Below are 15,010 nucleotides of genomic sequence, written 5' to 3' on the forward strand. Positions count from 1 at the left end.
TGATCCAACAAGCCACGCCCGGAAACAACCGTTTGTTTCACGAAAAATGCGGGGCGTTGCACCACGACAGATCGCCGCACCACAACGGGGCAGCTTTCGTCACCTATCGCCCATAAAAAAGCGGGAAGAGATTGCTCTCTTCCCGCCAAAGGTAGGGTGCGTTCCGTCATGACTCGTTAAACACCCCGGGTACTACTCAGGTAAATCGGTTTACTTTTGGATCTCGAACAGTTTGGTCTGGCCTGCGACCACAGAACCGGTCGCCAGCGCCGACAGGCCGGCGTAATCGTCAGCGTTGCTGACCACTACCGGGCTTATCATCGAGCGTGCGTTGGCGTTCAGGAAGTCCAGATCCAGTTCAAGGATTGGCTGGCCGGCTTTCACCTCAGCGCCCTCTTCAACCAGACGCTTGAAGCCCTGACCGTTCAATGCCACGGTGTCGATACCCATGTGCACCACAATCTCCGCACCCTTGTCGGTTTCCAGGCAGAAGGCGTGGTTGGTGTTGAAGATTTTCACGATGGTGCCGTCAGCTGGCGCCACGACGGTTTTATCCGTTGGGCGAATCGCCAGACCGTCACCTACCGCTTTGCTGGCAAAGGCTTCATCAGGAACCTGATCCAGCGCCACTACTTCACCGGTGACCGGAGCCACCAGCGACTCGAAGGCCACTTTCACCGCATTAGGCACCGCCTGTGCTTTTACTGCGGTCACACCGGCTGCCGGTGCCACTTCTGCCGCAGGAACCGGACCGGCTGCGATAACCGCACGCATACCGTCGGCAATGGCTTCCGCTTTAGAGCCCACGATGACCTGAACGGTTTGCTTGTTCAGTTTCACCACACCGGAGGCACCCAGGCGTTTGCAGCTTGCATCAAGCACTTTCGAAGAATCTTTCACGCTCAGACGCAGACGGGTGATGCAAGCATCAATGCCGGTCAGGTTGTCTGAACCGCCGATGGCACCGATATAGCTGCGAGACAGCGCGCGCAAGCCTTCGTCGGTGTTGCTGTTGGCTTCCGGTGCAACGATATCGTCAGACGCATCTTCACGACCCGGAGTTTTCAAGTTGAATGCACGGATAATGATGGAGAACAGTACGAAGTACACCGCGAAGGCGACCAGACCCATCACGACCAGCATCCAGACGTTTTTACTGGCGGCCGGCAGGTTGTACATCAACACATAGTCGATGGCGCCTGCAGAGAAGGAGAAGCCGGCGTGAATGCCCAGCAGGGTGGCTACAAACAGGCTGATACCGGTCAAAATGGCATGGACCAGATACAGCAGCGGAGCCAGGAACATGAACAGGAATTCAAGCGGCTCAGTCACACCGGTCAGGAACGCGGTCAGTGCCACAGACAGCAACATACCGCCAACCATTGGGCGACGCTCTTTCGGCGCGGCGAAATACATGGCCAGTGCCGCACCCGGCAAACCGAACATCATGATTGGGAAGAAGCCGGACATGAACATCCCGGCAGTGCCGTCGCCCGCGTAGAAGCGGTTGATGTCACCGTGGAAGATGGTGCCCGCGGCATTGGTGAATTCACCAATCTGGAACCAGGCGATGGTGTTCAATACCTGATGCAAGCCGGTTGGGATCAGCAGACGGTTAACGAAACCGAAGATGCCGGAACCCACAGCGCCCATGGACACAATCCATTCACCGCCGGCATGGATGGCATTCTGAACCGGTGGCCAGATATAACCAAAGATCGCCGCAAGGATTAAACAGAAAAAGCCGGTTGCGATAGGAACGAAGCGTTTACCGCCGAAGAAGGAAAGGAACTCAGGCAGTTTGATGCCGGACCAGCGGTTATAAACCGCCCCGCCCACCAGACCGGTAATAATACCGGCCAGCACGCCCATATTGATCGCCGGGTTGATGGTGACCATCGCTTTGGTCAGGATGAAGTAACCTACCGCACCCGCCAGTGCCGCTGAACCGGCATTGTCTTTCGACCAGGTTGCTGCCACACCGATAGCGAAGATCAACGCCAAATTATCAAAGATTGATCCACCGGCCTGTGCGATGAACGAAATATTGAGTAAGTCGGGCTGGCCGAAGCGGAGCAAAAGCGCCGCCACGGGCAGTACTGCGATTGGCAGTTGCAACGACCTGCCCAATCTTTGGAAAAAGCCGAGTATGTTCACCTTAATATTCCCCCTAATGCCCTTTTATGGGCTTTATCATATTTTACGCTAGCGCCATCACACACTGCGATTAACTCTGGACGAACGACAACAAAGTGGAGTGTAAAAAAATTATTTCGTATCGCAAATTAAAACCTCCTTTTTTGTGATTTATATCACCAAAAAGCAGTCTTAAGCTGCCACATTGCTAGCCATCACACAAAACTTATTTTATCATTAAAAAAATCATCGAACCTGACGCATCACGTGAGAATCATAAACCTGGGTTAGGCTTAAGACTCTCGTTCAGGCACGAACCAGTATAGCTTTAGTTTACTTACCCCAAGAGGTGTTAGATGAGACTTATCCCACTGAAAGATACTGCACAAGTCGGCAAATGGGCCGCACGCCATATCGTCCAGCGCATCAACGCATTCAAGCCTACTGCGGAGCGTCCGTTTGTGCTCGGCCTGCCAACCGGCGGTACTCCGCTGGAAGCGTACAAACATCTGATTGCGATGCACAAAGCAGGTGAAGTAAGCTTTAAGCATGTGGTGACTTTCAACATGGATGAATACGTTGGCCTGCCGCAGGAACACCCGGAAAGCTATCATACCTTCATGTACCGTAATTTCTTTGATCACGTTGATATCCCAAGCGAAAATATCAACCTGCTGAATGGTAATGCACCGGACGTTGACGCCGAGTGCCGCCAGTACGAAGCGAAAATCAAATCCTACGGCAAGATCAACCTGTTCATGGGTGGCGTTGGCATCGACGGTCATATCGCGTTTAACGAGCCGGCTTCATCTCTGGCCTCGCGCACTCGCATCAAAACCCTGACCGAAGATACCCGCATCGCCAACTCCCGCTTCTTTGGCGGCGACGTTAGCCTGGTACCGAAGTTTGCACTGACCGTAGGCGTGGGCACGCTGCTCGACGCTGAGGAAGTGATGATTCTGGTGACCGGCCACGCCAAAGCTCAGGCGCTGGAAGCCGCTGTGGAAGGCAACATCAACCACATGTGGACCATCAGTTGCCTGCAGTTGCATGCCAAAGCCGTTGTGGTGTGCGATGAGCCATCCACCATGGAGCTGAAAGTCAAAACCGTTAAGTATTTCCGCGAATTAGAAGCGGAAAGCGTGAAGAGTCTTTAATTCCTGCAGGGGGCTACGATGTTCGCTTTAACCCACGGCCGTATTTTTACCGGCCACGACGTACTTGACGACCATGCAGTGGTAATCGCTGATGGGCTGATTGAACGAGTTTGCCCGCTGGCTGAACTGCCGGCCGGCATTGAAACGCGCGATCTGGGTGGCGCTATCCTGGCCCCCGGTTTGATCGACGTGCAGCTTAACGGCTGCGGCGGCGTGCAATTTAACGATTCGCTGGACGCCATTTCGGAAGAGACGCTGGAAATTATGCAGCGTGCCAACGAAAAATCCGGCTGCACCAGCTATCTGCCGACGCTGATCACCAGCAGCGACGAATTTATGAAGCACAGCATCGAAGTGATGCGCGCTTATCTGAAAAAACACCAGAATCAGGCGTTGGGTCTGCACCTTGAAGGGCCGTACCTTAGCCCGTTGAAAAAAGGCACCCATAACCCGGCGTTTATCCGCAAGCCGACCAGCGAGATGATCGACTACCTGTGCGCGAATGCCGATGTGATCACCAAGGTGACGCTGGCGCCGGAAATGGTAGAGCCACACTTTATCAAGCAACTGACCGACGCCGGCATCGTGGTGTCCGCCGGTCACTCGAATGCGACTTACGAACAGGCCCGCACCGGTTTTGCTGCCGGCATCACTTTCGCCACGCACCTGTATAACGCCATGCCGTATATCACCGGGCGCGAACCGGGGCTGATGGGGGCAATTTTCGACACGCCTGAAGTCTACACCGGCATTATCGCCGACGGCCATCACGTGGCCTGGGCGAGTATCCGTAACGCCAAACGCATGAAAGGTGATAAATTGGTGCTGGTCACCGACGCCACCGCCCCGGCGGGTGCCGATATTGACCAATTTATTTTTGCCGGTAAAACAATATACTATCGCGATGGGCTGTGCGTGGACGAGAACGGCACCCTGAGCGGCTCTGCGCTGACCATGATTGACGCGTTGAAAAACAGCGTTGAACACGTCGGCATCGCGTTGGATGAAGCGCTGCGTATGGCGACACTCTATCCGGCGCGTGCTATCGGCGTGGACGATCGTTTAGGCACGATCGAAGCCGGTAAGGTGGCAAACCTGACCGCGTTTACCCGCGACTTTAGCATCACCAAAACGCTCGTTAACGGTAACGAGGTTTAACTAACATATATACCCAAAATAATTCGAGTCGCAGGTAGGCGGCAACTGAACGAACCTCAATGAGCATACACTGGTATGTGATTTGAGTGAGTAAAGGCGGCCAACACCCCTGCGACTTGAAGTATGAAGGGTAGACAGCGAGTAAAATTATTGATGAGTACTGGCGGACAGGCACAGATAGGGAACGTTGACTTAGTCAAACAACTCAACGGCGCGGCAGTTTACCGCCTGATCGACCAACAGGGTCCGATCTCGCGCATTCAAATAGCCGAACTGAGCCAGCTAGCGCCCGCCAGCGTCACTAAAATTACTCGCCAGCTGTTGGAGCGCGGGCTGATCAAAGAAGTCGATCAGCAAGCCTCCACCGGCGGCCGCCGCGCCATTTCCATTGTCTCCGAAACCCGGCATTTCCACACCGTGGCCGTTCGCCTCGGGCGTCATGATGCCACCATCACCCTGTACGACATGAGCGGAAAATCGCTCGGTGAAGAGCACTATCCGCTGCCGGAAAGAACCCAGGAAACACTGGAAAATGCGTTGTTCACCGCCATTGCGCAATTTATCGAAGACTACCAGCGCAAGCTGCGCGAACTGATCGCCATCGCGGTGATCCTGCCAGGTCTGGTTGACCCGGCGCTCGGAGTGGTGCGCTATATGCCGCACATCAGCGTCAGCAACTGGCCGCTGGTAGACAACCTGCAGCAACGTTTTAACGTCACCAGCTTTGTCGGCCATGACATCCGCAGCCTGGCTTTGGCCGAGCACTATTTTGGCGCCACCCGCGACTGCGAAGACTCCATTCTGGTGCGTCTGCACCGCGGCACCGGTGCCGGCATTATCGTCAACGGTCAGATTTTCCTGGGTAATAACGGCAACGTCGGCGAAATCGGCCATATTCAAATCGACCCGCTGGGCGAACGCTGCCACTGCGGCAACTTCGGCTGTCTGGAAACCGTCGCCGCCAATGCCGCGATTGAACACCGCGTGCGCCAGTTACTGACTCAGGGCTACCCGAGCAAGCTGACACTCGACGACTGCAGCATCTCCGCCATCTGCAAGGCCGCCAACCGCGGGGATCTGCTGGCCAGCGAAGTGATCGAACACGTCGGCCGCTACCTCGGCAAAGCCGTGGCCATTGCCATTAACCTGTTTAATCCGCAGAAAGTGGTGATCGCCGGTGAAATTACCGAGGCGGAAAAAGTGCTGCTGCCGGCAATCCAAAGCTGCATCAATACTCAGGTGCTGAAGGACTTCCGCAAGAACCTGCCGGTGGTCACCTCCGAACTCAATCATCGCTCGGCGATCGGGGCTTTCGCCCTGGCCAAGCGAGCAATGCTCAACGGCGTGCTATTGCAGCGATTGCTGGAAAGCTGATCCGCCGCCTAAGGCAGGTGTGTTATCTTCGCGTTTTGCCTGCCGCCAATCATGAGAAACAGCAACAATGACAATCAAAAACGTTATATGTGATATCGACGGCGTGCTGCTGCATGACAACACGCCAGTTCCCGGCGCCGATCTTTTCCTGGCGCGGATTCAGGAACAGGGCATGCCGCTGGTGGTGCTGACCAACTACCCATCGCAGACGGCGCAGGATCTGGCGAACCGCTTCTCCGCCGCCGGGCTTGAAGTCCCGGAAAGCGCGTTTTATACCTCCGCCATGGCCACCGCCGATTTCCTGCGCCGTCAGGAAGGCAAAAAGGCCTACGTGGTGGGCGAAGGCGCGCTGATCCATGAATTGTATAAAGCCGGTTTCACCATTACCGACATCAACCCGGACTTCGTGATTGTCGGGGAAACCCGCTCCTACAACTGGGACATGATGCATAAGGCCGCCTACTTCGTGAATAACGGCGCGCGCTTTATCGCGACCAACCCGGATACTCACGGCCATGGCTTTGTGCCTGCCTGCGGCGCGCTGTGCGCCCCGATCGAGAAAATCACCGGCCGCAAGCCGTTCTACGTCGGTAAACCCAGCCCGTGGATCATCCGCGCCGCGCTCAACAAAATGCAGGCGCATTCGGAAGAAACGGTGATCGTCGGCGACAACCTGCGCACCGATATCCTGGCGGGCTTCCAGGCCGGTCTGGAAACCGTGCTGGTGTTGTCCGGCGTCTCGACGTTGAACGACGTGGAAACCATGCCGTTCCGCCCGAGCTACATCTTCCCTTCCGTTGCCGATATCAATATTTTCTAATCGCTGAGGTGGCCATCACGGCCACCCCAGATTGTTGACAAAGGGGGATAAAAGCGTGGTTTTTCCCCCTTTGTGTCATTCAGCCGAAAATCAATAAATTGATTTTCCTGATTTATTTTCAAAACTTTTAGCGACTGCTGACAAACATTATATGTTTGTCAGCAGTCTCAGGTGGCCATCACGGCCACCTTATTTTCGTCCCAATTTGAATTTAATTTATTATTGTCGCGAAAAGGTTTCACCCCGCCCTCGTTAAAAATCCGCACTATGTATTTACGCCCCACCAATAATCCCTATTGACGGCGTGTGGAATTAATCTTACCTAAAATAACGAGGTTACTATGAGCTCCGATAACATTATCAATGCACAAGTTGCAGATGACGCAGCCGCCATGCCGGATATGTCCAATAAAAAAATCATGATGGGTTTTTGGCACAACTGGGCCGCCGGCGCCAGTGACGGTTATCAGCAGGGCCAATTCGCCAATATGAACCTGACCGACATCCCGGCCGAATATAACGTAGTGGCCGTAGCCTTTATGAAGGGCGTGGGTATCCCAACCTTCAAGCCTTACAACCTGTCCGATGCCGAGTTCCGTCGCCAGGTCGGCGTATTGAACAGCCAGGGCCGCGCGGTACTGATTTCTCTGGGCGGCGCCGACGCGCATATCGAATTGAAAACCGGCGATGAAGACAAACTGAGCAATGAAATTATCCGTCTGGTGGAAACCTACGGTTTTGACGGTCTGGATATCGATCTGGAACAGGCGGCTATCGGTGCAGCCAATAATAAAACCGTTTTGCCTGCCGCACTGAAAAAAGTAAAAGCGCATTATGCCGCAGAAGGTAAAAACTTTATTGTCAGCATGGCGCCAGAATTCCCCTATTTGCGGACTAATGGGACTTACCTGGATTATATTACCGCTCTCGAAGGGTTTTATGACTTTATTGCACCGCAATATTATAACCAGGGCGGTGACGGTATTTGGGTCGATGAAGCCAATGGCGGCAAAGGCGCCTGGATCACCCAGAATAACGACGCGATGAAAGAAGACTTTCTGTATTACCTGACCGAAAGCCTGGTTACCGGCACCCGCGGCTACACCAAAATCCCGGCATCCAAATTTGTGATCGGTTTACCTACCAACAATGATGCCGCCGCCACCGGTTATGTGGTCGACAAACAGGCGGTCTATAACGCTTTCGCGCGCCTTGACGCCAAAAACTTGTCGATCAAGGGCCTGATGACCTGGTCGGTGAACTGGGACAATGGCAAGAGTAAGGCTGGCGTGGCCTATAACTGGGAATTCAAAACTCGTTATGCCGCGCTTATTCAGGGAGGAGTCACCCCGCCGCCGGGAAAGCCTGAAGCGCCTACCGCGCTGAACGCCAGTGCGATTACCGCAACGTCGCTGACGTTGAACTGGGCTGCGGCAAGCAGCGTCAAACCGATTAGCCATTATACGGTTTACCGTAACGGCAGCGCCATTGGCCAAACCGGTGGCCTGTCGCTGCAGGACAGCGGCCTGACGGCAGCCACTCAGTACAGCTATTTTGTCACCGCCACCGACAACCAAGGCAATACGTCGCTGCCAAGCAGTGCGCTGGCAGTTAAAACCTCGGATGGCAGTACGCCTCCCGATCCGGGCGTGGCCGAGTGGCAGAACAACCACAGCTATAAAGCCGGTGACGTGGTGACGTATAAAGGCAAGAAATACACCTGCCTGCAGGCGCACACCTCCAATGCGGGATGGACGCCGGATGTGGCCTTCACCCTGTGGCAGTTGATCGCCTGATAGTCGGCAATGAGTTGCCGGTAAAATTACCCGGCAACTCATCCATTGATTGAAAAAATGAATATTCATCAATTTTTATATCATTTAACTGAACATCCGCTAATTTTCGACCTCCCCCAAACAACTATTTTTCGGCGCAGCGCTAAAACGCTTGCATCCCCTGCCGGTTTTGACGCATTTTCATAAACACAACGCAGCAAAACCGCGCCATCGTTGATGCAGCGGCCATGCTGCCTATAACAGCAAATACAACATCACAGTCTATGCCCAAAATAATTCGAGTTGCTTGTCGGCGGCAACTGAGCGAAGCCCCAGAAACTTACTCAAGGGGTGAGTGAAGACAGCCAACACCCAAGCCACTTGAAGTATGACAGGTATAAAAAAGTCGTTAGGAGAGTCGGTATATGTGTTCTATTTTCGGTGTGCTCGATCTGAAGTCCGATCCCGTTGAATTGCGTAAGAAAGCGCTGGAGCTGTCCCGTCTGATGCGCCACCGCGGCCCGGATTGGTCCGGTGTTTACGCCAGCGATAAAGCCATCCTGGTGCATGAGCGCCTGTCGATTGTCGACGTCAACAATGGCGCCCAACCGCTGTACAACGCTGCGCACACTCACGTTCTGGCCGTTAACGGCGAGATCTACAACCATCAGGCGCTGCGCCAGCAGTTTAGCGATCGCTACCAATTCCAGACCGGCTCCGACTGTGAAGTGATTCTGGCGCTGTACCAGGAGAAAGGCCCTGACTTCCTCGACGAACTGCAGGGGATGTTCGCCTTCGCGCTGTACGATTCAGAGAAAGACGCTTACCTGATTGGCCGCGACCATCTGGGCATTATTCCGCTGTACATGGGCCATGACGAATTCGGCAACCTGTATGTCGCCTCTGAAATGAAAGCGCTGGTGCCAGTTTGCCGCACCATTAAAGAATTCCCGGCGGGCAGCTACCTGTGGAGCCAGGACGGCGAGATCCGCGAATATTATCAACGTGACTGGTTCGATTACGACAACGTTAAAGACAATGTGACCGACGCCAATGCCCTGCGCAACGCGCTGGAAGACTCGGTGAAAAGCCACCTGATGTCCGACGTACCCTATGGCGTCCTGCTGTCCGGCGGCCTGGATTCTTCGGTGATCTCCGCCATTACCAAAAAGTACGCGGCACGCCGTGTCGAAGATCAAGAGCGCAGCGAAGCCTGGTGGCCACAGCTGCACTCCTTCGCCGTGGGTCTGGAAGGTTCACCGGATCTGCGCGCCGCGCAGGAAGTGGCAAACCACCTGGGCACCGTGCACCATGAGATCCACTTCACCGTACAGGAAGGTTTGGACGCCATTCGCGACGTGATTTATCACATCGAAACCTATGACGTTACCACCATTCGCGCTTCCACTCCGATGTACCTGATGTCACGCAAGATCAAGGCGATGGGCATCAAGATGGTGCTGTCTGGCGAAGGCGCGGACGAAGTGTTCGGCGGCTACCTGTACTTCCATAAAGCGCCGGATGCCCGTGAGTTCCACGACGAAACCGTACGTAAACTGTTAGCACTGCATATGTTTGACTGCGCGCGCGCCAACAAGGCGATGTCCGCCTGGGGTGTGGAAGCCCGTGTGCCCTTCCTGGATAAAAAATTCCTCGACGTGGCAATGCGCATCAACCCTAAGGACAAAATGTGCGGCAATGGCAAAATGGAAAAACATATCCTGCGCGAATGTTTTGAATCCTATCTGCCGGCCAGCGTCGCCTGGCGCCAGAAAGAGCAGTTCTCCGACGGCGTGGGTTACAGCTGGATTGACACGCTGAAAGAGGTCGCTGCCAAGCAGATCAGCGATCAACAGCTCGAAACCGCACGTTTCCGTTTCCCGTACAATACGCCGAGCTCCAAAGAAGGCTACCTGTATCGCGAAATTTTCGAAGAGCTGTTCCCGCTGCCAAGCGCGGCAGAATGCGTGCCTGGCGGCCCGTCAGTGGCCTGTTCCTCAGCCAAAGCCATCGAATGGGACGAGTCATTCAAGAAAATGGACGATCCTTCTGGTCGTGCAGTCGGCGTTCACCAATCCGCCTACAAATAATCACGCCGGGTTTTCTCCCCAAGGCGGGCCTCCGGGCCCGCCTTCAGGTTATTGACAAAGGGGGATAAAAGCGTGGTTTTTCCCCCTTTGTGTTCTTAGCCGAAAATCAATAAATTGATTTTCCTGGTTTATTTTCAAATCCTTTATCGCCTGCCGCCAAACATTATATGTTTGTCCGCAGTCTCAAGGCGGACCTCCGGGTCCGCCTTTTTGCTGATGTTTTCAACCATTAATTGCCTGAATTGATGCTTTTATCGCCATACTGTTCACAACCCAGACAAACGACACATCCAGCCGCTTTTTCGGGAAAAAACTTGTTGACGCAAAACGGCCATATACGCATAATGCGCCCCGCAACGCCGATGAAGGTTGCGCGAAAAAAGATGGCTACGTAGCTCAGCTGGTTAGAGCACATCACTCATAATGATGGGGTCACAGGTTCAAATCCCGTCGTAGCCACCATCTTTTTTGCGGGAGTGGCGAAATTGGTAGACGCACTAGATTTAGGTTCTAGCGCCGCAAGGTGTGCGAGTTCAAGTCTCGCCTCCCGCACCATTTCTTTTCATCGAGTTGCAGGCAACAGGTGGGGTATCGCCAAGCGGTAAGGCACCGGTTTTTGATACCGGCATTCCCTGGTTCGAATCCAGGTACCCCAGCCATCTTTTTTAGGATGGGGATGTTGCAAAAAAAGTTAAACGTGTTGATGGGGTATCGCCAAGCGGTAAGGCACTGGTTTTTGATACCAGCATTCCCTGGTTCGAATCCAGGTACCCCAGCCATACCAATGCTGTTGACTTTTAAAGTAAAATATCGAAAAATGGCTACGTAGCTCAGCTGGTTAGAGCACATCACTCATAATGATGGGGTCACAGGTTCAAATCCCGTCGTAGCCACCATATTTTACTGTTACACCATTGGGGTGTCGCCAAGCGGTAAGGCTCTGGTTTCTGATACCAGCATACCCAGGTTCGAATCCTGGCACCCCAGCCACATTTAGAAAAGCCCGCTTCGGCGGGCTTTTTGCTATCTGAAATTTGGCGAGACCGAATGAATAAGGGCGCGACATTGAACTGCGCCCTTGTAGGAAGGGCCGCCTACAGCCCCAACGCGTATTTCAGCGCATGTTCCTTCAACTTGCCCGCCCGCTGGGCCGCCATCAACGCAATATTGCGCGCCACGCAAAGCGGCGACAAATTATTGCTGAAAGCGGTATAAAACAGATCCATACCACTTTGCATCAGCAAGTTATCGGTGCGACGGCGACGCTGATAACGCATCAGCACCGCTTCGCTGCTCCAGTCTTCACCCAACTCGCGTGCATCACACAAAACCGCCAGCAAGGCTTCCACGTCACGATACCCCAGGTTTACTCCCTGCCCGGCTAACGGGTTGATGGTATGTGCCGCGTCACCGAGCAACACCAACCCCGACAACACATAGCGTTGCGCATGGCGGCGCGCTAACGGGAAAGATCCGGCCGCATGCACCTTCACTTCCCCTAAGCGGGCAGGAAAGGCTTCGGCGATCTCTTTCTCAAGCTGCGCTGGCGGCATCGCCTGCAGCTGGCGGATACGCTGCGGGCTGTCGTACCACACCAGCGAGGCCCATTGATCATATAACGGCAGGAAAGCCCGGGGACCGGAAGGGAAAAACTGCTGCCAGGTCGTATCTTGCTGCGGCTCGCCGGTATCGACGGTGATCAGCATGCAGGACTGGCGGTACTGCCAGCCGCTGGTGCCGATAGCGGCCAAATTGCGCACCTGCGAGTTGGCTCCATCGGCCCCCACTACCAAACGTGCTTGTAGCGTCTGTGAAGAGTCCAGCGTCACTTGCCAGTGGTCGTCATTCCGCTGCAGCGAACGCAGCCTGGCGGGGCAATAGAGCGTCAGATTTTCGCACTGCTCCAGCTGTTGCCAGAGCGCCAGTTGCAAAATACGGTTTTCTACCATAAAACCCAGCTCCGGCAGGCCGAGCGAGGCGGCGTCAAACGCTACCCGTGAAGAGGCCCACTCCCAGGTTTCCAATCGGCGGTAAGGCGCCGAGCGCATCGCTTGCACCGCCGGCCAGGCGCCGAGTTGTTTCAGCAACCCCACCGAGGTGCAGCCGATGGCGGAAATACGCAGATCCGGCGGGCTTTGCGCATCGAACGCCTGCGGCGCCTGATGTTCCAGCAAGGCCACCGACCAACCGGCCTGCGCCAGCCCCAATGCGGCGGCCGCGCCGACCATCCCGCCGCCTACCACCACGGCGTCATACCGTTTTTGAGATACGTTCATATTGGCTATGTTTTCTTAGTGAATTATCGCCATTCCCACCGGCATGGCGTTTGGCTCCAGTGTAACGGATTTTTAATTTGGCTTCAGGTCGCATGGTGTTTTCCCCGCGCTGGTCACAACGGCGTCAAATGTTTACAATAAGCGCCCTGCATGTCGCGTATCGCAACTTTCGTCCGCACTGAGTAATGGCAAGTCAATGACCAAAAAACTACATATCAAAACCTGGGGCTGCCAGATGAATGAATATGATTCATCGAAAATGGCGGACTTACTGGGAAGCACACACGGTTACCAATGGACCGACAACGCTGAAGAAGCGGACGTGCTGCTGCTGAATACCTGCTCGATCCGCGAGAAAGCGCAGGAAAAAGTTTTCGCCATGTTAGGGCGTTGGAAACTGCTGAAAGAAAAGAACCCGGCGCTGATCATCGGCGTCGGTGGCTGCGTGGCCTCACAGGAAGGCGAACACATTCGCAGCCGCGCGCCTTGCGTCGACGTCGTGTTCGGGCCGCAGACCCTGCACCGCCTGCCGGAAATGCTCAACCACGTGCAGGGCACCCGCAGCCCCATCGTCGACATCAGCTTTCCGGAAATCGAAAAATTCGATCGCCTGCCGGAACCGCGTGCCGAAGGCCCTACCGCCTTCGTCTCCATCATGGAAGGCTGCAACAAGTACTGTACCTTCTGCGTGGTGCCTTATACCCGCGGTGAAGAAGTCAGCCGCCCAAGCGATGACGTCCTGTTTGAAGTCGCCCAACTGGCGGCGCAGGGCGTACGCGAAGTCAACCTGCTCGGCCAGAACGTCAACGCCTATCGCGGCGCGACTTACGACGGCGAAATTTGCTCGTTTGCCGAACTGCTGCGCCTGGTGGCAGCCATCGACGGTATCGACCGCATCCGTTTCACCACCAGCCATCCGATTGAATTCACCGACGATATCATCGCGGTTTATGAAGACACGCCGGAGCTGGTGAGCTTCCTGCATCTGCCGGTACAAAGCGGCTCAGACCGTATACTGACCATGATGAAGCGCGCGCATACCGCGTTGGAATACAAAGCGATCATTCGCAAGCTGCGCAAGGCGCGGCCGGACATCCAGCTCAGCTCCGATTTTATTATCGGCTTCCCGGGTGAAACCCAGGCCGATTTCGAACAGACCATGAATCTGATTGCCGAGATCAACTTTGATACCAGCTTCAGCTTTATCTACTCGTCCCGCCCTGGCACACCGGCGGCCGATATGGTCGATGACGTCAGCGAAGAGGAAAAGAAACAGCGTCTGTACATCCTGCAGGATCGCATCAACCAGCAGGTGCTGCAGTTCAGCCGCCGGATGCTCGGAACCGTACAGCGTATTTTGGTGGAAGGCACTTCCCGCAAAAGCGTGATGGAACTGGCGGGCCGGACAGCCTGCAACCGCGTGGTGAACTTTGAAGGCACGCCGGATATGATCGGTCAGTTCGTTGATGTGGAAATCACCGAGGTTTTGACCAACACACTGCGTGGCGCAGTGGTGCGTACCGAACAGCAGATGGACCTGCGCGTGCATGAATCCCCGCAGTCAGTCATCGCCCGAACCCGAAAAGAGAACGCGCTGGGCGTCGGCATTTATCAGCCCTGACGCCCTCTCCGCAGTGCTGTAAGCCGTGGCGCCCGACGCCACGTCAGCGATTATCCTTATGACTTATCAGCCGGGTCTTCATGCCCGGCCATTTTCTTTTTTTTATTTTTTTGATTAAGAGGCGACATAACATGCAACTCCCACACTGCCCAAAGTGCAACTCCGAATACACCTACCAGGATAACAACCTGTTTATCTGCCCTGAGTGCGCCCACGAGTGGAGCGACAGCGCGCCGGCGGACGACAGCGATACGCTGATTGTCAAAGACGCCAACGGCAACCTGCTGGCCGACGGCGACGCCGTGACCGTAGTGAAAGACCTCAAGGTCAAAGGCAGCTCTTCCATGCTGAAAATCGGCACCAAAGTGAAGAACATCCGCCTGGTGGAAGGCGACCACAACATCGACTGCAAGATCGATGGCTTTGGCCCGATGAAGCTGAAATCCGAATTCGTGAAAAAGAACTGATCGCCAGCCCTGAATCTCCCAAGCATTACGCGGCTGTTTTGGCCGCGTTTTTCCTCCTTCGGCCCTTGAATTTTGCCGCCGACGCACAGATAGATCATGGGTAAACTTGCGCCAGTGCGGCGCACCATGAATAATT

Annotated in this window: 10 protein-coding genes and 6 tRNA genes; 14 read left to right on the plus strand and 2 right to left on the minus strand. The window is 54.8% G+C overall.

Annotated elements, in window-relative coordinates:
* Positions 1–210: 210 nt before the first annotated feature.
* On the minus strand, positions 211–2,157 hold the full coding sequence (nagE, locus tag AC1RKG_RS13510) for a PTS N-acetyl glucosamine transporter subunit IIABC (RefSeq protein ID WP_041414298.1): 1,947 nt from the start codon (positions 2,155–2,157) through the stop codon (positions 211–213).
* A gap of 335 nt (positions 2,158–2,492) precedes the next feature.
* On the opposite strand from nagE, the gene nagB reads away from it, so the two are divergent.
* The 12 genes from nagB to AC1RKG_RS13570 all read left to right on the plus strand — a co-directional run bounded on the left by nagB (position 2,493) and on the right by AC1RKG_RS13570 (position 11,500).
* Entirely contained in the window at positions 2,493–3,293 is an 801-nt protein-coding gene (nagB, locus tag AC1RKG_RS13515) for a glucosamine-6-phosphate deaminase (RefSeq protein WP_012005664.1), read from the plus strand.
* Positions 3,294–3,311: 18 nt separating this feature from the next.
* The gene (gene nagA, locus AC1RKG_RS13520; protein WP_020825639.1) at positions 3,312–4,451 is read left to right on the plus strand and encodes an N-acetylglucosamine-6-phosphate deacetylase; all 1,140 of its coding nucleotides are present in this window, start codon (positions 3,312–3,314) and stop codon (positions 4,449–4,451) included.
* A 153-nt stretch (positions 4,452–4,604) separates the two neighbouring features.
* Entirely contained in the window at positions 4,605–5,825 is a 1,221-nt protein-coding gene (nagC, locus tag AC1RKG_RS13525; RefSeq protein ID WP_020825638.1) for a DNA-binding transcriptional regulator NagC, read from the plus strand.
* A gap of 67 nt (positions 5,826–5,892) precedes the next feature.
* Positions 5,893–6,645, plus strand: coding sequence for an HAD-IIA family hydrolase (locus tag AC1RKG_RS13530; protein ID WP_020825637.1), 753 nt, complete (start codon positions 5,893–5,895; stop codon positions 6,643–6,645).
* A 341-nt stretch (positions 6,646–6,986) separates the two neighbouring features.
* On the plus strand, positions 6,987–8,441 hold the full coding sequence (gene chiC, locus AC1RKG_RS13535) for a chitinase ChiC (RefSeq protein ID WP_493183251.1): 1,455 nt from the start codon (positions 6,987–6,989) through the stop codon (positions 8,439–8,441).
* Between the two features lie 404 nt (positions 8,442–8,845).
* Positions 8,846–10,510, plus strand: a complete 1,665-nt coding sequence (gene asnB, locus AC1RKG_RS13540) for an asparagine synthase B (RefSeq protein ID WP_020825635.1) — start codon at positions 8,846–8,848, stop codon at positions 10,508–10,510.
* 385 nt (positions 10,511–10,895) lie between these two features.
* Positions 10,896–10,972 (plus strand) — tRNA-Met (locus AC1RKG_RS13545).
* A gap of 8 nt (positions 10,973–10,980) precedes the next feature.
* Positions 10,981–11,065 (plus strand) — tRNA-Leu (locus AC1RKG_RS13550).
* A 29-nt stretch (positions 11,066–11,094) separates the two neighbouring features.
* Positions 11,095–11,169 (plus strand) — tRNA-Gln (locus tag AC1RKG_RS13555).
* Between the two features lie 45 nt (positions 11,170–11,214).
* A tRNA-Gln gene (locus tag AC1RKG_RS13560) sits at positions 11,215–11,289 on the plus strand.
* Positions 11,290–11,329: 40 nt separating this feature from the next.
* Positions 11,330–11,406, plus strand: a tRNA-Met gene (locus AC1RKG_RS13565).
* 19 nt (positions 11,407–11,425) lie between these two features.
* Positions 11,426–11,500: transfer RNA gene (locus AC1RKG_RS13570), tRNA-Gln, on the plus strand.
* Positions 11,501–11,604: 104 nt separating this feature from the next.
* Here AC1RKG_RS13570 and ubiF read toward each other — a convergent pair.
* Positions 11,605–12,786 carry a 3-demethoxyubiquinol 3-hydroxylase gene (ubiF, locus tag AC1RKG_RS13575; protein ID WP_410529225.1) on the minus strand — a complete coding sequence of 394 codons (1,182 nt, stop codon included), beginning with the start codon at positions 12,784–12,786 and terminating at the stop codon, positions 11,605–11,607.
* 196 nt (positions 12,787–12,982) lie between these two features.
* Between ubiF and miaB the strand changes: the two genes are divergently transcribed.
* Complete coding sequence (miaB, locus tag AC1RKG_RS13580; protein WP_020825633.1) at positions 12,983–14,407, plus strand: tRNA (N6-isopentenyl adenosine(37)-C2)-methylthiotransferase MiaB; 1,425 nt, start codon at positions 12,983–12,985, stop codon at positions 14,405–14,407.
* Positions 14,408–14,538: 131 nt separating this feature from the next.
* Positions 14,539–14,874, plus strand: coding sequence for a zinc ribbon domain-containing protein YjdM (locus tag AC1RKG_RS13585; RefSeq protein WP_020825632.1), 336 nt, complete (start codon positions 14,539–14,541; stop codon positions 14,872–14,874).
* The last annotated feature ends 136 nt before the right edge of the window (positions 14,875–15,010 follow it).

This window comes from Serratia sp. GW822-FHT06D09 (assembly GCF_058799515.1).

Bases quoted from the DNA above. Each gene is read 5' to 3' on its own strand.
- nagB (WP_012005664.1), top strand. From the start codon at position 2,493: ATGAGACTTATCCCACTGAAAGATACTGCACAAGTCGGCAAATGGGCC.
- nagA (WP_020825639.1), top strand. From the start codon at position 3,312: ATGTTCGCTTTAACCCACGGCCGTATTTTTACCGGCCACGACGTACTT.
- miaB (WP_020825633.1), top strand. From the start codon at position 12,983: ATGACCAAAAAACTACATATCAAAACCTGGGGCTGCCAGATGAATGAA.
- nagC (WP_020825638.1), top strand. From the start codon at position 4,605: ATGAGTACTGGCGGACAGGCACAGATAGGGAACGTTGACTTAGTCAAA.
- asnB (WP_020825635.1), top strand. From the start codon at position 8,846: ATGTGTTCTATTTTCGGTGTGCTCGATCTGAAGTCCGATCCCGTTGAA.
- AC1RKG_RS13530 (WP_020825637.1), top strand. From the start codon at position 5,893: ATGACAATCAAAAACGTTATATGTGATATCGACGGCGTGCTGCTGCAT.
- ubiF (WP_410529225.1), bottom strand. From the start codon at position 12,786: ATGAACGTATCTCAAAAACGGTATGACGCCGTGGTGGTAGGCGGCGGG.
- chiC (WP_493183251.1), top strand. From the start codon at position 6,987: ATGAGCTCCGATAACATTATCAATGCACAAGTTGCAGATGACGCAGCC.
- AC1RKG_RS13585 (WP_020825632.1), top strand. From the start codon at position 14,539: ATGCAACTCCCACACTGCCCAAAGTGCAACTCCGAATACACCTACCAG.